Genomic DNA, 17420 nt, shown 5'->3' with positions numbered 1-17420 from the left:
ATTCAGCGGTCGGAAGCCTCCAACTCGACAGCCTTCTTCATCGTCTCGCGGGCCCGCCGGCGATCACCCGCGATGTCGTACGCGTACGCCAGCTTGTACCACGTCCGCCAGTTCTCCTGGTCCGCCTCGACCTCCGCGCGGCGCTGCTCGAACCACGCGTCGGCCGCGTCGCGGTCCACGCGGCCCGAGGGCCGGCGCGGGAGGTCCGAGACGTCCGGGAGCGCGCCCTCTTCATCGAGCCGGCGGGACAGGCGCTGGATCTGCACCCCGTTGCGCCAAGTCATCACCACGATCCACACGCCGAGCAGCGGCAGCAGGAACACACCAACGCCCAGCACGATGCCGACGCCCGTGCCCGTCTTGAACAGGGCGACCGCCCGGTCCGCGAGCAGGAACAGGTAGACGACCAGCGCGGCCGTCAGCAGCAGTGCAACGTTGCGAGCCTTCACAGGTCGAGGACGTTCTCCAAGCCGACCGTCAGGCCGGGACGCTTCAGCACCTCGCGCACGCCGAGCAGCACGCCCGGCATGAACGACGTCCGGTCGAGGGAGTCGTGGCGGATCGTCAGGGTCTCCCCCTCGCCGCCGAACAGGATCTCCTCGTGCGCCACCAGGCCCGGCAACCGAACCGAGTGGACGCGGACCTCCTCGACCGTCGCGCCGCGGGCGCCGTCCAGCTCGGACGTCGTCGCGTCCGGACCCGGCGTCACGCCCGCCTCCGCGCGGGCCGCGGCGATCATCCGGGCCGTGTGCGCGGCGGTGCCCGATGGCGCGTCCGCCTTGCGGTTGTGGTGCAGCTCGATGATCTCCGCCGACGCGTAGAACTTCGCCGCCTGGGCGGCGAACCGCATCGCCAAAACCGCGCCAAGGGCGAAGTTCGGCGCGATCAGCACGCCCAGCGACGGCTTCGGCTCCAGCAAAGCCCGCAGCGAAGCCAGCCGGTCCTCGCTGAAGCCCGTCGTGCCGACGACCGCGTGGATGTCGTGCTCGACCAGGTACTCGAGGTTGCCCATGACGGCGTCGGGGTGGGTGAAGTCGACGACCACCTGGGCGTCGGCCAGGGCCGCGAAGTCGTCGCCCGCGTCCAGCGCGGCCACGAGCTTCATGTCGGAAGCGCCCTCGACGGCGTTCACCACCGTCGCGCCCATGCGGCCGCGTGCGCCGAGCACACCGACGTTGATGGTCATGAAGCGATCACCTCGTGCAGGTCGTCAGGAAGGTCGTCGGCGTGAGCGTACGGCCCGACGACCGCCGCCGCCGAGACCCCGCCCGGCCGCGCGAACAAAGTGCGAGCGAGCGCACACACGTCTTCGGTGGTGACGGCGTCGATGCGGGCGATCGTGTCGTCGACACCCAGGTACCGGCCGTAGTTGAGCTCGTTCTTGCCGATCCGCGACATCCGCGACGACGTGTCCTCCAGCCCCAGCACGATCCCGCCGCGCAGCTGGCCCTTGGCGCGGGCCACCTCGGCGTCGGTCAGGCCGTCGACGCCGACCTTGTCGAGGACTTCGCGGATGACGCCGGCGACGTCGCCGAGCTTCTCCGGCTGGCAGCCCGCGTACACGGCCATGTGGCCGGTGTCGGCGTAGCTCGCGACCGACGAGTACACCTGGTAGGCCAGCCCGCGCTGCTCGCGGATCTCCTGGAACAGCCGCGACGACATGCCGCCGCCGAGCGCCGCGTTGAGGACCGACAGCGCGAAGCGGCGGTCGTCGTGGCGCGACAGCGACCGCAGGCCCAGCATGACGTGCGCCTGCTCGGTGTCGTCGGTGTGCAGGGCGAGCTTCGGGAGCGTCTTGATCCGGGCGCGACCCTCGCGCGGCGCGATCGGCGTCGCGGCCCCGTCGAGCCGACCGCGCAGAGCCTTGCGGACCAGCCGGAGCACCTGGTTGTGGTCGATGTTCCCGGCGACGGACAGGACCATCCGCGGCAGTGTGTAGCGGCGCTTGTAGAAGTTGCGCAGGGCCGTCGGCGACATGTCGATGATGGACTTCTCGGTGCCCAGCACCGGGCGGCCGAGCGGGTGGTCGCCGAGGATGGCCGTCACGAACGTCTCGTGGAGGAGGTCCTCGGGGTCGTCGTCGCGCATCGAGATCTCTTCGAGGACGACGCTGCGTTCCATGTCCATGTCGCGGTCGGTGCAGAGCGCCTCGAACACGACGTCGGTGACCAGGTCGACCGCGAGCGGCAGGTCGGCGTCGAGCACCTGCGCGTAGTAGCAGGTGTGCTCCTTCGCCGTGAAGGCGTTGAACTCGCCGCCGACGGCGTCGATCTCCTCGGCGATCTGCGTGGCGTCGCGGTGCTTCGTGCCCTTGAACAGCAGGTGCTCGAGGTAGTGCGCGGCGCCGGCGACGGCGGCCGGCTCGTCGCGGGAACCGATGCCGACCCACAGCCCGACCGTGGCCGAGCGGGACGCCGGGACGTGCTCGGTGATCACGCGCAGGCCGCCGGGGAGGACGCTGCGCTTGACGACCGCACCGTCCGGGGTGGACTCGAGCGTGCGGGTGGTGCCGACGGGCTGTTCGTGCCCGGAAACCTGCCGTGCCATGGGGTCCTTACTCACGATGCCGTGAAGGCCCCCTCGCCGGGGAAACGGCGAGAGGGCCTTCGACGGAACTGGTGTTACTTGGCGTCGGCCTTCTCGGCGTCGGCGGGCTTGTCACCCTCGGCGGCCGGAGCCTCGTCTTCCTTGACGACGATCAGGCTGATCTTGCCGCGGTTGTCGATGTCGGCGATCTCGACGCGGAGCTTGTCGCCCACGTTGACGACGTCCTCGACCTTGGCGATCCGCTTGCCGTTGCCCAGCTTGGAGATGTGCACCAGGCCGTCCTTGCCCGGCAGCAGCGAGACGAACGCGCCGAACGCGGCCGTCTTCACCACGGTGCCGAGGAAGCGCTCGCCGACCTTGGGCAGCTGCGGGTTGGCGATGGCGTTGATCAGGTCGATCGCCGCGTCCGCCGACGGGCCGTCGGAAGCGCCCACGTAGATCGTGCCGTCGTCCTCGATGGAGATGTCGGCACCGGTCTGCTCGGTGATCGAGTTGATCATCTTGCCCTTCGGGCCGATGACCTCGCCGATCTTGTCGACCGGGATCTTCACGCTGGTGACGCGCGGCGAGTACGGGCTCATCTCGTCCGGGCTGTCGATCGCCTCGGCGATGACCTCCAGGATGGTGGTCCGAGCGTCCTTCGCCTGCTTCAGCGCGGCCGCGAGGACCTCCGACGGGATGCCGTCGAGCTTCGTGTCGAGCTGCAGCGCGGTGATGATGTCCTTGGTGCCCGCGACCTTGAAGTCCATGTCACCGAGGGCGTCCTCGGCACCGAGGATGTCGGTGAGCGCGACATAACGCGTCTCGCCGTCGACCTCGTCGGAGACCAGGCCCATCGCGATGCCCGCGACCGGCGCCTTCAGCGGCACGCCGGCGTTGTAGAGGCTCATCGTGGACGCGCAGACCGAGCCCATCGAGGTCGAGCCGTTGGAGCCCAGCGCCTCGGAGACCTGGCGGATCGCGTACGGGAACTCGTCCCGCTTCGGCAGCACCGGCACCAGGGCGCGCTCGGCGAGCATGCCGTGGCCGATTTCGCGGCGCTTCGGCGAACCGACGCGGCCGGTCTCACCGGTGGAGAAGGGCGGGAAGTTGTAGTGGTGCAGGTAGCGCTTCGTCGTCTCCGGGGAGAGCGAGTCGATCTGCTGCTCCATGCGGAGCATGTTCAGCGTGGTGACGCCCAGGATCTGGGTTTCGCCGCGCTCGAACAGCGCCGAACCGTGCGCCCGCGGGATCACGGCGACCTCGGCCGCGAGCGACCGGATGTCGGTGAGGCCACGGCCGTCCATGCGGATCTTCTCCGTGAGGACGCGCTGGCGCATGATCTTCTTCGTCAGGGCCTTGAACGCCCCGCCGATCTCCTTGTCGCGGCCTTCGAAGGCTTCGCCCTCGCCGAGGCCGACCTTCTCCAGCACGGCGGCCTTGACCTCGTCGGTCGCGGCGTCGCGGGCCTGCTTGCCGGCGATCTGCAGCGCGCGGGCCAGGTCGTCGGTCGCGATCGCGGCGACGGCCTCGTAGACGTCCTGCTGGTAGGCCGGGTAGACCGGGAACTCGCCGGTCGGCTTCGCGGCGGCCTCGGCCAGGCGCTGCTGCGCCTCGCACAGGACCTTGATGAACGGCTTCGCGGCCTCGAGGCCCGCGGCGACCGCGACCTCGTCCGGCGCGGTGCCGCCGGCGGCGATCAGGTCGAGCGTGTGCTCGGTGCCCTCGGCCTCGACCATCATGATCGCGACGTCGTCACCGACGATGCGGCCCGCGACGACCATGTTGAAGGTCGCCTTCTCCAGCTGCGACCAGGTCGGGAACGCGACCCACTGGCCCTCGATCAGCGCGACGCGGACGCCGCCGACCGGGCCGGAGAACGGCAGGCCCGCGATCTGGGTCGACGCCGAGGCGGCGTTGATGGCCAGCACGTCGTACGGGTCGTCCGGGTTGAGGCTCTGGACGGTGATGACGACCTGGATCTCGTTGCGGAGACCGTCGGCGAACGACGGGCGCAGCGGCCGGTCGATCAGGCGGCAGGTCAGGATCGCGTCGGTCGACGGGCGGCCCTCGCGGCGGAAGAACGCGCCGGGGATGCGGCCCGCGGCGTACATGCGCTCTTCGACGTCCACGGTGAGCGGGAAGAAGTCGAAGTGCTCCTTCGGGTGCTTCGACGCGGTCGTCGCCGAGAGCAGCATGGTCTCTTCGTCGAGGTACGCGACGACGGCGCCGGCGGCCTGCTTGGCCAGGCGGCCCGTCTCGAAGCGGACGGTGCGAGTACCGAACTTGCCGTTGTCGATGACGGCTTCGGTCTCGTGCACGGTGACTCCGGTGGAGTCGGTCATAGGGTGTTTCTCCTCTTTAGTTCCATCGCATCCGGCGCGAGTCTCCCACCCTGGGACCCGTTTCGCCTGAGGACGCTCGAGGAATGAGGCCGGTCTTCGATCGAAGCACCCGGGACTCTTCCCGGGAGCCACTACCGAGGACCGGCGGACGGACCCTCGTGCGCGCTCGCGCCGTGTTCTGTGCCGAGGGGGAGCGACCGCGTGGTCACTCCCCCTCGGGTAAAGCTATCGGCGCAGGCCGAGGCGCTGGATCAGCGCACGGTAACGCTCGATGTCCACCTTCATCACGTAGTTCAGCAGCCGGCGGCGACGGCCGACCAGCAGCAGGAGCCCGCGACGGGAGTGGTGGTCGTGCTTGTGAGCCTTGAGGTGCTCGGTGAGGCCGACGATCCGCTTGGTCAGCAGCGCGACCTGGGCCTCGGGGGATCCCGTGTCCGAGTCGTGCACGCCGTACTCGGCCAGGATCGACTTCTTCTCTTCGGTGGACAGCGCCACTTGTGTTGCTCCTTGCAAATAATCAGTGCCGTGCGGCCCCGGACGTGGATGCACGCCGGGAAGACGGTCACGGCCGCCACGGACTGCAGCCGGACCCGCTCGTGAGGTTACCAGCCCGCTGAACAGCGTCTTCAGGCGCCGTCCAGCTCGAAGACGCGCGCCACCCGGTAGCGGGGGCCACCCGGCTCGCGCTCGCTGGTCATCAGCGCCACCTCGGCGGCGCGCCAGCTCCGGCTCGTGAAGCCGGCGAGCTGTTCGGTCCAACGCGCGGGACGCCCCGGTTCTTCCCGGGGGAACCGCGCCAGCGTGAGGTGGGGCGTGTACGGCCTCGCCTCGGCGCCGGCCCCCGCGGCGTGCGCGAGGGGCGTCAAGTCCGTTCCGGCGACAGTCAACCACAGCACCCCGGGGAACGTCGCGGCCTTTTCCAGCCGGACGTCGACGCCCGCCCGGCCGGCCAACCGGTCCGCGAGCCAGGCCGCGCGGGTGCCGACGTCGTCGTGGCCGTAGTAGGCGAGGGTGACGTGCCAGCGCTCCGGCGGCTCCCAGCGCAGGCCGTCGCCGGGGTCGCCGAGGGCCGCGGCGACCTGCTCGACGACGTCGTCCGGCGGGACCAGCGCGCTGAACAGGACCGGCATCAGGAGCCGTTGCCCGCCCGGCGCAGCAGGTCGGCGATGGCCGGGAAGTCGTCGTCGAGGCGCTTGGCGGCCTCGCCGAGGTCCTCGTCCTCGGCCAGGTCGCGCAGGTAGGCGAGCACGCGGCGGTCTTCGTTGATCACCGGGATGTTGTCGCGGCCGACGGTCGGGCGGGAGTCGCGGACGTCCTCCATCGCGGCCAGCATCGCGTCGCGGTTGCCGGCGGCGACCTCGGGCACCAGGATCTTGCGCTCGAGCATGATCATCCTGGCCAGCACGACCGGGTTGCCGATCTTCGCCCGCCGCCCGCTCATCACCTGGCTGAGCATGGGGGCGCTGATGCCGAGGACCTCGGCCAGGAACGCCTGCGAAACGTCGAACGCGACCACGAGCCGGCGCACGCGGTCACCGAGCGGCTCCCCGTACCACTCGCGCTGCAACGCGATGTTGCGCTGGACGATCTTGTGGTCCTCCACCGTTTCCGCTCCCCTTGTCCCCGCTCGCGCACACCGTCCGTGAGCATTTTGCCATCGCTGTCACGTGCGTGAACGCGAAATCCCCTATTCGCCCCCGGTAGGGGTGTCCGGGGGCACCTCCAGTGCCTTTCTCGTCTCGATCACGTCGTCGTCGATCTGCGTCACGAGGCCGGCCGAGTCGGCGAACCGGACCTGGTCACGCAGCCGCGTCACGAAGTCGATGGCCACGTGCTGGCCGTAGAAGTCCTCGTCAACGTCGAGGACGAAGGCCTCGACGGTCCGCTCGCGCCCGGAGAACGTCGGGTTCGTGCCGACCGAGACGGCGGCGCGCAGCCGGCGCGACGGATCGGCCGAGCGGGTGAACCAGGCGCTGTAGACGCCGTCGGCCGGGACGGCGGCGAAGCGCGGCGTCGACAGGTTCGCCGTCGGGTAGCCGAGCTCGTGGCCGCGGCCGTCGCCGCGCACGACGATGCCCTCGAGCCGGTGCGGGCGGCCGAGCGCCTCGGCCGCGGCGACGACGTCGCCGGCGTCGATGCACGACCGGACGTAGGTGCTGGAGAACGTGATCGCCGACTGGTCCTCTTCGGACAGTTCCTTGCCCTGCAGTTCCGCGCCGTAGGCGGCGAAGCCGAACCGGCGGCCGAGGGTGCGCAGCAGGGCGACGTCGCCGGCGGCCTTGGCGCCGAAGGTGAAGTTGTCGCCGACGATCACCGCGGCCGCGTGCAGCCGGTCGACGAGCACCTCGTGCACGAACTCCTCCGGCTGCAGCCGGGACAGCTCCAAGGTGAAGGGCAGCACGCAGAAGACGTCGATACCGAGGCCTTCGACGATCTCCGCCTTGCGCCGCAACGTGGTCAGCTGCGCCGGGTGGCTGCCCGGGCGCAGGACCTCCGACGGGTGCGGGTCGAACGTCAGCATGACGCTCGGCAGCCCGCGCTCGGCCGCCGCGGCGACGGTCCGGCTCACCAGCTCCTGGTGCCCGCGGTGCACACCGTCGAACACGCCGATGGTGACCACGCACCGGCCCCAGCCGCCGGGGAGGTCCCCCAGCCCACGCCACCGCAGCACGTCAGACTCCCGTCTCTCAAGGGCCACCCTAGGCGGGCAGCAGGACCACCACTGCGCGGGACACGCCTTCTTCGTCGGCGGCCAGCGCGAGCACGCGGCCGTCGGGACCGAAGAGCCCGTAGGTGCCTTCGACGCCGGCGGCCGGGATGCGCTGGCCGTGCCGGACCGCCTTCGCCGTGGCGGCGTCGAGGTCGCGGCGCGGGAAGGCCGCGGCGACGGCGGCGTCGAGGTCCAGGCTCAGTTCGGGGCTCTCCTCGAGCTGGTCGAGGGTGCGCGCCCTGGCGAGGGTGAACGGGCCGACCGTGGTGCGCCGCAGCGCCTTCAGGTGCCCGCCGACGCCGAGGTCCGCGCCGAGGTCGCGGGCCAGCGCGCGGACGTAGGTGCCGGACGAGCACTCGACGACGGCGTCGACCTCGACGTGGTCGTCCTCGTGGCGGATGCCGAGGACGTCGAAGCGGTAGACGGTCACCGGGCGGGCCGGGATCACGACGTCCTCGCCGGCGCGGACGCGGGCGTAGGCGCGCTTGCCGTCGATCTTGACCGCGCTGACCGCGCTCGGCACCTGCTGGATGTCGCCGGTCAGCTTTTCGACGCCGTTCGCGATGTCTTCGTCTTTCACGTTCGCGGTCTCGGCTTCGGTGAGGACTTCGCCCTCGGCGTCGTCGGTCGTGGTGCTGCTGCCGAGGCTGAGGGTGGCGAGGTAGGTCTTGCGGTCCAGTGCGAGGTGGCCGAGCAGCTTGGTGGCGCGCTCGATGCCGAGCACGAGCACGCCGGTCGCCATCGGGTCGAGCGTGCCGGCGTGCCCGACCTTGCGGGTGCCCATGATCCGGCGAGCACGGGCGACGACGTCGTGCGATGTCATGCCGGCGGGCTTGTCGACGATCAGCAGACCGGGCGGCGGGGCGGGACGACGGGGCGGTTTGGGGCTCGACACGCGGCAAACCCTACTGGCCACCGATCGTGGGTCGATCAGGCCGCTCGGACCCGCCAGGATGGGGGCGTGACGGAGATCGAAGTCCGGGCCGCCCGGCCGGCCGAGCTGGCCGCCGTCGCCGAACTCCGGTGGCGCTGGGTGGCCGAGCAGGACGGCCTCCCCGGCGACGGCCGCGCGGCGTTCGTGCGCGAGTTCGCCGCGTGGGCGCGGGAGAACGCGGCGACCCACCACTGCCTCGTCGTGGTGCGCGACGGCCGGCTGCTCGGGATGGCGTTCCTCGCGGTCACCCCGCGCGTGCCGACGCCGACGGCGTTCACGAGGGCTTGCGGTGACGTGCAGAGCGTCTACGTCGTGCCGGAAGCCCGTCGCGGCGGGCTCGGCGGGATGCTGATCGAAGCCGTCCTGCGGCTGGCCGGGGAGCTGGGGCTGGAGCGCGTCACGGTGCACTCCTCGGGGTCGGCCGTGCCTGCCTACGAGCGGCGCGGGTTCGCGGTCGCGCCGCAGCTGCTGCAGGCGTCGGTCACGCGGCCACGATCGGCGTCTCCGGCAGGGCGGCGTCCCAGCGGCGGCGGGTGATCCGGACCGGCAGCTCCTCGCCGCGGGCTTCGGCCAGGAACAGGTGCGCGCGCGTGCGGCGCCACCACACCAGCATCCGAACCGTGCCCAGCGCCAGGATCGCGACGATGGCCAGCAGCGAAAGCCGGAAGCTGCCGCCGGTCCACTGCAGGAGCACGCCGACGAGCAGGGCGGCGATCGTCGTCGCCACGAAGCCGCCGACGTTCACCACGCCGGTCGCCGTGCCGACGCGGGACAGCGGGTTGTAGTCGCGGGCGAGCGCGAAGCCGATCATCGACGCCGGGCCGCCGAGGGCGAGGAACGCGAAGGCGGGCACCAGGACCGGCACGGGCACCGTGCCCGGCCAGCTCAGCAGCACTGCCCAGATCAGCGCGGCCCCGCCGATGTAGCCGCCGACCAGCGGCATCCGCAGCGACGGGTACCGGCCGATCACGCCGCCGAGCAGCGGGCCGCCGGCCATCGAGCCGAAGACGAACACGGTGAGCAGCGCGCTCGCCGTGGCCATCGACTGGCCCTGGCCCTGCACCAGCCAGGGCACGCCCCACAGCAGTGTCAGGGCGTTGGGGGCGAACATCGTGCTGAAGTGGACCCAGAAGCCCAGCCGCGTCCCCGGCGTCCGCCAGGCCTCGGCGACCTGGTGGGCGAGCTGGCGCGGGCGGACTTCTTCGCGGACGGGCGGCTGTTCGCCGGCCGGGACGTCGCGGACGCGCAGGGCCACGACCACGGTGTAGAGGACCGTGATGGCGCCGACGGCGAGGAAGGTCGGGGTCCAGCCGGCGCCGTCGAGCACCAGCGAGAGCGGGACGGTGGCGGCGAGGTTGCCGATGTAGCCGACGGCCGCGGTGAAGGACGTCAGCAGCGCGTACTGGCGGCCCGGGAAGTGGGCGGCGACCAGGCGCAGGACGCTGACGAACGTGAGCGCGTCGCCGAGCCCGAGGACGCCGCGGGCGAGCAGGCCGAGGCCGTAGGAGTGCGCGACGCCGAGGAGCAGCTGGCCGGCGCCGAGGATCAGCACGGCGACGGTGAGGACGCGGCGCGGGCCGTAGCGGTCGACCAGGACGCCGGTCGGGATCTGCATCGCGGCGTAGACGCCCACCTGCAGGACGGTGAACGTCCCGAGCGCGGCCGCGCCGACGCCGAAGCGTTCGGCCGCCTGCAGCCCGGCGACGCCGAAGGAGGTGCGGTGGAAGACCGCGAGGAGGTAGACGGTGACGGCGGCGAGCCAGATGAGCCAGGACCGGGCGGTGGCGCGGCCGGTGGCGGGCGGCACAAGTTCCTCCAGGGATTCGGCGTTTCGTGGCGGACGCCTGCGCTGCCGTCCTTACTACTTGTAGCGCCTAAGCAACGACGAAACATAGCTGTTATCCCGGTGGCGTTCACCACATGGTTTTATGTGAATCTCCTTCACATTCGGGGGTGGTGTGGTGACCGGGCTCCACGGGGCGCACGCGGTGATCACGGGCGGGTCCAGCGGGATCGGGCTGGCGACGGCGGCGGCGCTGGGTGAGCGCGGCGCGGCGGTGTCGCTGGTGGCGCGCGACGAATCGCGGCTGCGGAAGGCGTCCGTGTCGTTGAAGTCACGCGGGTATGCGGTGCGCACGGCGGTGGCCGACGTCTCCTCGCAGGGGGAGGTCGCGGCGGCTTTCGCTTCCTTGGTGGATGCGGCCGGGCCGTGTGACGTGCTGGTGACGTGTGCCGGGCAGGCGCGTCCGGGCGAGTTCCTTTCGCTGGACGACGAGGTTTTCCGGCGGATGGTGGAGGTCGACTACTTCGGGACGCTGCACGCGGTCCGGGAGGTGGCGCCCTCGATGGTCCGGCGGCGGTCGGGGTCGATCGTGGCGATCTCCTCGGCGGCGGCGGTGCTGGGGATCTACGGGTACACGGCGTACGCGCCGGCGAAGTTCGCGGTGCGGGGGTTGATGGAGGCGTTGCGGGACGAGCTGAACCCGGCGGGAGTGCACGTGGCTTGCGTGTACCCGCCGGACGTCGACACGCCGCAGCTGGCCGAGGAGAACCGCTGGAAGCCGCTCGAGACGGCGGCGATCAGCGGGACGATCCGGCCGATGGCGGCCGACGCCGTGGCGTCGGCGATCGTGCGGGCCGTGGAGCGGGAGCGGTACGCCGTGTACCCGGACCGGTCGGTGGCGTTGCTGGCGGCTCTGGGTCCGTTGGCCGCGCCGTTCTTGAGGCGGCTGGTGGACCGGCGGGTCCGGCTGGCCCGCCGGGCTTGACTCACGCCGGGCGGATCGCTCCCGTCACCGCCCAGTTGCCGCTGCGCCAGCGGACCAGGACGAACACCAGCCGCAGCACCATGAACAGCGAGAGCCCGATCCAGATCCCCGTCAAGCCCCAGCCGAAGCCCAGTGACGCCCAGATCAGCGGGAGGAAGCCGAGCGCCGCGCTGCCGAGGGTCGCGTTGCGCAGGAACGCGGCGTCCCCCGCTCCCAGCAGCACTCCGTCGAGCGCGAACACCACCCCCGCGATCGGTTGCAGCGCCACGAAGAACCACCAGGCGTGCGGGATCTCGGCCAGCACCCCCGGGTCGGACGTGAACGCGTGCGGCAGGACCCAGGACAGCGCCGCGAACAGCACGCACAGGAAGCACCCCAGCAGTAGCCCGTACCCGGTGATCTGGGCCGCCACCCCGCGGGCTTGGCGGGCCGAGTTCGCGCCCAGCGCCGCCCCCACCAGCGATTGCGCCGCGATCGCCACCGAGTCCAGCACCAGCGCCAGGAACGTCCAGAGCTGCAGGACGACCTGGTGCGCGCCCACCGCTTCCGTCGAGGTGCGGGCCGCCACCGCCGCCGCCGAGATGAAGCACGCCTGGAACGCCAGGCTGCGCAGCACCAGGTCGCGGCCCAGGCCGAGCTGGGCGCGCATCACCTTGAAGTCCGGGCGCAGGCCGACCTTTTCCTTGACCAGCGCCACGATGAACAGCGACGCGGAGATCACCTGGGCGACGACGTTCGCGATCGCCGAGCCCTCCAGGCCCAGATCAGCGCCGTAGACGAGCACCGGGCACAGGACGGCCGAGATGCCGTTGCCCGCCAGCACGTACCGCAGTGGCTTCGCGGAGTCCTGGACCCCGCGCATCCAGCCGTTGCCGGCCATTGTGACGAGGATCAGCGGCGCCCCGAACAGCGCGATCCGCACCCACGACACGGCCGCGCCGGCGACCTCGTCGCTGCCCGACAGCGCCCGCGCGATCGGCCACGCCAGCAGCTGCCCGGCCACGAGCACGACGAGCCCGACGAGCACCGCGAGCCACGTCGCCTGGACGCCTTCGCGGACGGCGTCGGCCCGGCGGCCCGCGCCGTGCAGGCGGGCGGTGCGGGACGTCGTGCCGTACGACAGGAAGGTCAGCTGGCTCGACACCTGGGCCAGCACGACCCCGCCGAGCGCGAGCCCGGCCAGCGGCAGCGCGCCGAGGTGCCCGACCACGGCGGTGTCGACCAGCACGTACAACGGCTCGGCGGCCAGCACCCCGAGCGCGGGCACGGCCAGGCCGAGCACGCGCTTCGCCGGGATCCGCTCCGTCTCCTCCACGTTCACCACGGATCGGACTCTAACCGCCGGGGCCGACAGTTTCTGACCGGTGGGAAGGCGGGAACTTTCCGGGCCCGCTGTCCGACGGGGGTCGGGGCGGCTCGGGCGACGACGTGAATGACTCATTCATGTCGTCTGGTGACATGAATGAGTCATTCACGTCGTTTCGTCAGCCGGCTGCCTACAGCAACGGCGCCCGCTCCAGCGCCGCCCTCAACCCGGCCAGCACCTCGTCCGCCGCACCCGCGATCGTGCACCCCGCGGCCTGCCGGTGCCCTCCGCCGCCGAACTCCGCCGCCACCGCCGAGACGTCCAGCCCGACCGAGCGCAGCGAAATCTGCCACTGCGCCGGGTTCGTCACGTCCTGCTTGAGCACCGCCGCGACCGCCGCCTCGCGGACCGAACGGACCACGTCGATCACCGACTCGACCTCTTCCGCCCGGACCGTCCGCGCTTCGTCGACGCGGACCACCGCGTGCACGAAACCCCGTCCCTGCGCCGCTTCGCGATCCAGAGAAGCTTCGCTGAGCACCGAAGACAGCATCGGCAACCACGCGAACGGCCGCTCGTCGACGATCCGCCGCACCACCTTCTCCGGGTCGACGCCCGCCTCCAGCAGCCGCGCCGCCATCCGGTGCGTCTCCGGGCTCGCGCGGCGGAACCCGCTCGTGTCCGTGACGATCCCGGCGTAGATCCCCCGCGCGATCGGCTCGTCCGGCTCGACGCCCATCGCGTCCAGGATCCGGAACACCAGGATCGCGCTCGCCTCGGCCGTCTCGTCGACGACGTTGCAGCTCCCGTAGAACGTGTTGGTCGCGTGGTGGTCGATCACCAGCACCGATTCCGCCAGCTCGACGCGCCCGGCGAGGCGGCCCAGCCGCTTCGGCACCGGTGTGTCGACGCAGACCAGCAGCGCTTCGCTGTCCGGCAGGTCGTCCGGGTGGGTGAGCAGGCCGTCCTCGTCCAGCCACCGCAGCGTCTCCGGGGCCTCGTCCGGCTCGCCGAACGACACGCGGACGCGCGCGCCGCGCTGGTGCAGTGCCCGGCCGAGGGCGAGCGCGCTGCCGAGGGCGTCCGCGTCCGGGCGGACGTGGCCGAGCACCGTCACGTCGGTCGCCGACGCGAGCAGCGCGGCCGCGTCGCGGATGTCCCGCGCCAAAGTAGGGGTCACGGTGCGTCACGCTACGCTCTGCGGGATGCCTGAGTACGTGATCCTGGTCCACCCGTCAGCCAACCGGGTCTACGCCGCCTCCTCCCCCGCGCTGCTGCGCGCGGAGCTGGCGGTGTTCGGCGCGGCGCTGCCGGCCGAGCTGTCCGGGATCGAGGAGGTCGAGCTCGGCGGCGTCGGCTACGTGCGCTTCACCAGCTCGGTGCCCCTCGGCGGGCGCGACCTCGCGCTGCTGTCGAACCTTTCGTCGCTGTACGCGCTGTTCGAGCTGGGTGACGGCGTCCTCCGTCCGGTCACCGTGACACCGCTGGCGAAGGCGGACTCGGACCTGCTGACCATCCAGAAGTACCCGGGCAAGACCAACGAGTCGTTCACGAAGCTGCTGCTGAACGTGACGCTGCTGGCGACCGCGGACCCGTTCTCCGACCGGCCGAAGTACCTGCTCGACCCGCTGTGCGGCCGCGGCACCACGCTGAACCAGGCGATGATGTACGGCCTGCACGCCACCGGCCTGGACGTCGACGCCAAGGACTTCGAGGCCTACGAGGCGTTCATCAAGACGTGGCTGCGGAACAAGCGCGTCAAGCACACCGCCGACTCGGGACAGCTGCGCCGCAACAAGGTCCGGCTCGGCCGGCGCCTCGACATCGAGTACGCGCTGGACAAGGAAGCGTACAAAGCGGGCGACACCCGCAAGCTCACCTACTTCCAGGCCGACACGCTGACCACCGACGAGGTGCTGCGGGCGAACTCGTGCGACGTGATCGTCACCGACGCGCCGTACGGCGTCCAGCACGGCAGCCACCGCGAGGCCGGGTTGCAGCGCAGCCCGCGCGACCTGCTCGCCGCGGCCGTCCCGGTGTGGACGCGCGTGCTGCGGCCGGGCGGGGCGCTCGGGATCTCGTGGAACACCACCGTGCTGCCGCGCGAAGAGCTCGTCGAGGTGCTGCGCAAGGCCGGGCTCGACGTCCGCGAAGGCGGGCCGTGGGACGAGTTCACCCACCGGGTCGACCAGGCCATCCTGCGCGACCTGGTCGTCGCGGTGAAACCGGCGTCCTGATCGATATACTCCGGCTCGTGACCGTCGAGGACCGCCCCCTGCGCGCCGACGCCCGGCGCAACCGGGAGGCACTCGTCGCCGCCGCGCGGGAAGTGTTCGGCGCCAAGGGCGTCGACGCCCCGCTGGACGAGATCGCCCGCCGCGCCGAGGTCGCGATCGGCACGCTGTACAACCGGTTCCCGACCCGGGCCGACCTGGTCGAGGCCGCGTTCCTGCCGACGCTGGAAGAAGCCCAGGCCATCAGCGAAGAAGCCCTCGCCGTCGACGACCCCTGGGACGGTTTCGTGCTGTTCCTCGAACGGTCGGTGCTGATGCAGGTGTCCGACCGCGGCTTCACCGAGGTCTGCTCGCGGGTGTTCGACCCTTCGTCGGGACTGGAGAAAGCCAAGCACGCCAACGCTTCCCGGATGAACCGGATCATCACGCGCGCCCAGGAGGCCGGTGCGCTGCGGAAGGACTTCCGCGCGGAGGACCTGGCGATGGTGTTCGCCGCGGCGACGGCGACCCCGGACTGGCGGCGCGCGCTCGGCATGGTCCTCGACGGGCTGCGCGCGCGATGACCTGGCTCGCGGACACCCGCACGTCGTACGACACGGTGGCGTCGAGCTACGCCGAGTTCGTTTCCGGCGCTCTCGAGAAGCACCCGCACATGAAGGCGGCGCTGGCGTTGTTCGCGGCGGAGGTCGACGGCCCGGCGGTGGACGTCGGCTGCGGGCCGGGGCAGTTCACGGCGTACCTGGCTTCGCTGGGCGTCGACGCTTCCGGCATCGACCTGTCGCCGGCGATGATCGACGTGGCCCGGCGGGCGCACCCGGAGCTGCGGTTCGACGTGGGTTCGATGACGGACCTGGCGCTGCCGGACGCGTCGGTCGCGGGGGTGCTGGCGTTCTGGTCGCTGATCCACGTCCCGGACGAGTCGGTGCCGGTCGCGCTGGGCCACTTCCGGCGCGTGCTGCGGCCCGACGGCCTGCTGGTGATCGGCTACCACGTCGGCGTGGGGACGCGCCTGAAGACCGAGGGCTACGGCGGCCACCCGATGCGGGTCAACGTCCACCTGCGGCAGCCGTGGTGGCTGGCGAAGCGGGTGCGGGCGGCCGGGTTCACGATCGAGGCCGAGTGGGCGCTCGACCCGGGGAACAAGGTGTCGCAAGCAATTCTGTTCGCGCGCGCCACGAAGGGCTGAAGCACGCGGAGTGCTTCAGCCTTCGCGGTCACCGCGATGCGGTCAGATGCATTCCCAGCGGCTGCAGTTCTGGGTGATCCCGGAGGCGAACATGCTGGACGGGTAGTTGTAGACGTAACCGTGTGACTGGTAGGTGATCCCGGTGTCCGTCGAGGTGAAGTAGCCGGTGTAGCAACTGGTCTGCCCTTGGGAGACTTCGGCGTTCCCGCCGTCGCCGCGCGCGCAGGTCAGGCGCCCGGCCGGGCTGCCGTTCAGGTGGACGTCGATGAAGGCGTTGGCCCACTGGCCCGCGCCGAGGGCCTTGTCGAGCTTGAGCTGGGCCCAGTACTGGTTGCACGAGTTGACGTAGGTGTAGACCTTGCCGATCGCGGCGCCGTTGGTGTGGTTGACGATGTCGGCCGACCGCAGCACCCAGCCCGCGGTCGCGCAGTTGCCCGGGGCCGCGGACGCGGTGGAACCCGACAGCAGCATCCCGCCCAGAGCGGCCGCGAGACAGAGCCAGACGTGCAGGATCCTCTTCATGGGGCGCAGTCCTTTCGTTGCCGGCATTCCGGCGTACCACGCTCGGCGGCACCCGGCGGTTTAGCCGGTCAGGAAAGGCGCTGCCCCACGAAGTCCAGGACGTCCGGCAGGATGCCGCGCCAGTACTCGTCCTGGTGGCCGCCCGGGGAAAACCTCGACACCGCAGGCGAAACCGCCTTCACCAGCCTGCGATCCGCGCTCAGGAACGGGTCCGACTCGCCGCACCAGACGCCCAGTGCGTCCGGGCGCAGTTCTGCCGGGTGCAGCAACGGTTCCTCCGCACGCCAGTTGTCCTCGCCGGAGAACACCTTGCGGCTGCGGGCATCCGGCCAGCTGACGAACAGCGCCGCGCTCGCCGTGGCGACCGCCTTCAGGTCCGGGTGTGAGCGCGCGAAGCGCAAAGCGCCGAAGCCGCCCATGGAAATGCCGAACGCTGCCGAAGCCGGACGCAGGTCGTGGCCCGCCAGCCAGGCGGGGACCTCGTCGGTGAGCATCCGCTGCGGATCGTCGCCGGAACCGACGTCGACCCAGTAGTGGTCTCCGTCGACCGCGGCCACCGCGAACGGTGGTGCGCCGGCGCGGACCGCCGCCGTCAGCGCCGCGGGGACGCCCAGGTCGAGGAAGGTTCGCGCGCGGGCGCCGCGGCCGTGCAAGGCCAGGCACACCGGCAGACCCGAAGCCGGAACACCTTCGGGGGTGATGAGGACCAGGTCCACGTCCGTGCCGCGAGCGGCCGAGTGCACGCGCTCGACCGTCACCGGGTCGCGCGGTGGCGACGGGCGGGTCGGCGGCGCCACCGCGGGTGGGTCCGGCGTCGGCGGGGAAGACGAGCAGCCCGCCAGCAGCGTCAACGCGCTGCCGGCGAGCAGGGTGCGGCGGGAGAGCACGG

The 17420-nt window shown here is 71.5% G+C and carries 19 protein-coding genes; 5 read left to right on the top strand and 14 right to left on the bottom strand.

Annotated elements, in window-relative coordinates:
* Window positions 1–2 precede the first annotated feature (2 nt).
* The 9 genes from ACIQWX_RS27910 to truB form a co-directional block, all read right to left on the bottom strand.
* Window positions 3–449 carry a tetratricopeptide repeat protein gene (locus ACIQWX_RS27910; protein ID WP_400877060.1) on the bottom strand — a complete coding sequence of 149 codons (447 nt, stop codon included), beginning with the start codon at window positions 447–449 and terminating at the stop codon, window positions 3–5.
* Window positions 446–1186, bottom strand: a complete 741-nt coding sequence (gene dapB, locus ACIQWX_RS27905; RefSeq protein ID WP_400877059.1) for a 4-hydroxy-tetrahydrodipicolinate reductase — start codon at window positions 1184–1186, stop codon at window positions 446–448. The genes ACIQWX_RS27910 and dapB overlap by 4 nt, the downstream gene beginning before the upstream one ends.
* The gene (locus tag ACIQWX_RS27900; protein ID WP_400877058.1) at window positions 1183–2547 is read right to left on the bottom strand and encodes a M16 family metallopeptidase; all 1365 of its coding nucleotides are present in this window, start codon (window positions 2545–2547) and stop codon (window positions 1183–1185) included. The genes dapB and ACIQWX_RS27900 overlap by 4 nt, the downstream gene beginning before the upstream one ends.
* Window positions 2548–2621: 74 nt before the next feature.
* On the bottom strand, window positions 2622–4871 hold the full coding sequence (locus ACIQWX_RS27895; protein ID WP_400877056.1) for a polyribonucleotide nucleotidyltransferase: 2250 nt from the start codon (window positions 4869–4871) through the stop codon (window positions 2622–2624).
* 225 nt (window positions 4872–5096) lie between these two features.
* Window positions 5097–5366 carry a 30S ribosomal protein S15 gene (rpsO, locus tag ACIQWX_RS27890; RefSeq protein WP_003084034.1) on the bottom strand — a complete coding sequence of 90 codons (270 nt, stop codon included), beginning with the start codon at window positions 5364–5366 and terminating at the stop codon, window positions 5097–5099.
* 131 nt (window positions 5367–5497) lie between these two features.
* On the bottom strand, window positions 5498–6001 hold the full coding sequence (thpR, locus tag ACIQWX_RS27885; RefSeq protein WP_400877054.1) for an RNA 2',3'-cyclic phosphodiesterase: 504 nt from the start codon (window positions 5999–6001) through the stop codon (window positions 5498–5500).
* Entirely contained in the window at window positions 6001–6474 is a 474-nt protein-coding gene (locus ACIQWX_RS27880) for an XRE family transcriptional regulator (protein ID WP_400877052.1), read from the bottom strand. The genes thpR and ACIQWX_RS27880 overlap by 1 nt, the downstream gene beginning before the upstream one ends.
* Window positions 6475–6558: 84 nt before the next feature.
* Window positions 6559–7542, bottom strand: a complete 984-nt coding sequence (locus ACIQWX_RS27875; protein WP_167379753.1) for a bifunctional riboflavin kinase/FAD synthetase — start codon at window positions 7540–7542, stop codon at window positions 6559–6561.
* A 28-nt stretch (window positions 7543–7570) separates the two neighbouring features.
* A complete protein-coding gene (gene truB, locus ACIQWX_RS27870; protein ID WP_400877050.1) occupies window positions 7571–8476 on the bottom strand; it encodes a tRNA pseudouridine(55) synthase TruB in 906 nt (301 codons plus the stop codon).
* A 66-nt stretch (window positions 8477–8542) separates the two neighbouring features.
* On the opposite strand from truB, the gene ACIQWX_RS27865 reads away from it, so the two are divergent.
* The gene (locus ACIQWX_RS27865) at window positions 8543–9052 is read left to right on the top strand and encodes a GNAT family N-acetyltransferase (RefSeq protein WP_400877048.1); all 510 of its coding nucleotides are present in this window, start codon (window positions 8543–8545) and stop codon (window positions 9050–9052) included.
* Here the strand turns inward: ACIQWX_RS27865 and ACIQWX_RS27860 are convergent.
* On the bottom strand, window positions 8997–10322 hold the full coding sequence (locus ACIQWX_RS27860) for a nitrate/nitrite transporter (RefSeq protein WP_400877046.1): 1326 nt from the start codon (window positions 10320–10322) through the stop codon (window positions 8997–8999). The two genes, ACIQWX_RS27865 and ACIQWX_RS27860, sit on opposite strands and share 56 nt — an antisense overlap.
* A 154-nt stretch (window positions 10323–10476) precedes the next feature.
* Between ACIQWX_RS27860 and ACIQWX_RS27855 the strand changes: the two genes are divergently transcribed.
* Window positions 10477–11283, top strand: coding sequence for an SDR family oxidoreductase (locus tag ACIQWX_RS27855; protein WP_400877044.1), 807 nt, complete (start codon window positions 10477–10479; stop codon window positions 11281–11283).
* Between the two features lies 1 nt (window position 11284).
* Here ACIQWX_RS27855 and ACIQWX_RS27850 read toward each other — a convergent pair whose 3' ends face one another.
* Both ACIQWX_RS27850 and ACIQWX_RS27845 read right to left on the bottom strand, forming a co-directional pair.
* A complete protein-coding gene (locus ACIQWX_RS27850) occupies window positions 11285–12604 on the bottom strand; it encodes an MATE family efflux transporter (RefSeq protein WP_400877604.1) in 1320 nt (439 codons plus the stop codon).
* Window positions 12605–12779: 175 nt separating this feature from the next.
* A complete protein-coding gene (locus ACIQWX_RS27845) occupies window positions 12780–13769 on the bottom strand; it encodes a bifunctional oligoribonuclease/PAP phosphatase NrnA (protein ID WP_400877042.1) in 990 nt (329 codons plus the stop codon).
* 25 nt (window positions 13770–13794) lie between these two features.
* On the opposite strand from ACIQWX_RS27845, the gene ACIQWX_RS27840 reads away from it, so the two are divergent.
* The 3 genes from ACIQWX_RS27840 to ACIQWX_RS27830 are packed head-to-tail and all read left to right on the top strand — an operon-like array spanning window position 13795 to window position 16009.
* On the top strand, window positions 13795–14826 hold the full coding sequence (locus ACIQWX_RS27840; RefSeq protein ID WP_400877040.1) for a TRM11 family SAM-dependent methyltransferase: 1032 nt from the start codon (window positions 13795–13797) through the stop codon (window positions 14824–14826).
* 17 nt (window positions 14827–14843) lie between these two features.
* Window positions 14844–15386, top strand: a complete 543-nt coding sequence (locus tag ACIQWX_RS27835) for a TetR/AcrR family transcriptional regulator (RefSeq protein WP_400877038.1) — start codon at window positions 14844–14846, stop codon at window positions 15384–15386.
* Entirely contained in the window at window positions 15383–16009 is a 627-nt protein-coding gene (locus ACIQWX_RS27830) for a class I SAM-dependent methyltransferase (protein ID WP_400877036.1), read from the top strand. The genes ACIQWX_RS27835 and ACIQWX_RS27830 overlap by 4 nt, the downstream gene beginning before the upstream one ends.
* A 42-nt stretch (window positions 16010–16051) precedes the next feature.
* On the opposite strand, the gene ACIQWX_RS27825 is transcribed toward ACIQWX_RS27830, so the two are convergent.
* Both ACIQWX_RS27825 and ACIQWX_RS27820 read right to left on the bottom strand, forming a co-directional pair.
* Complete coding sequence (locus tag ACIQWX_RS27825; protein ID WP_400877034.1) at window positions 16052–16531, bottom strand: hypothetical protein; 480 nt, start codon at window positions 16529–16531, stop codon at window positions 16052–16054.
* A 68-nt stretch (window positions 16532–16599) separates the two neighbouring features.
* Entirely contained in the window at window positions 16600–17418 is an 819-nt protein-coding gene (locus ACIQWX_RS27820; RefSeq protein WP_400877032.1) for an alpha/beta hydrolase, read from the bottom strand.
* Window positions 17419–17420 lie beyond the last annotated feature (2 nt).

Origin of the sequence: Amycolatopsis sp. NPDC098790, from assembly GCF_044759945.1 — a bacterium.
Taxonomy (GTDB): Bacteria; Actinomycetota; Actinomycetes; order Mycobacteriales; family Pseudonocardiaceae; genus Amycolatopsis.
Note: the sequence above shows the minus strand (reverse complement) of the source record. Positions and strands in the feature narration are given on the sequence as shown.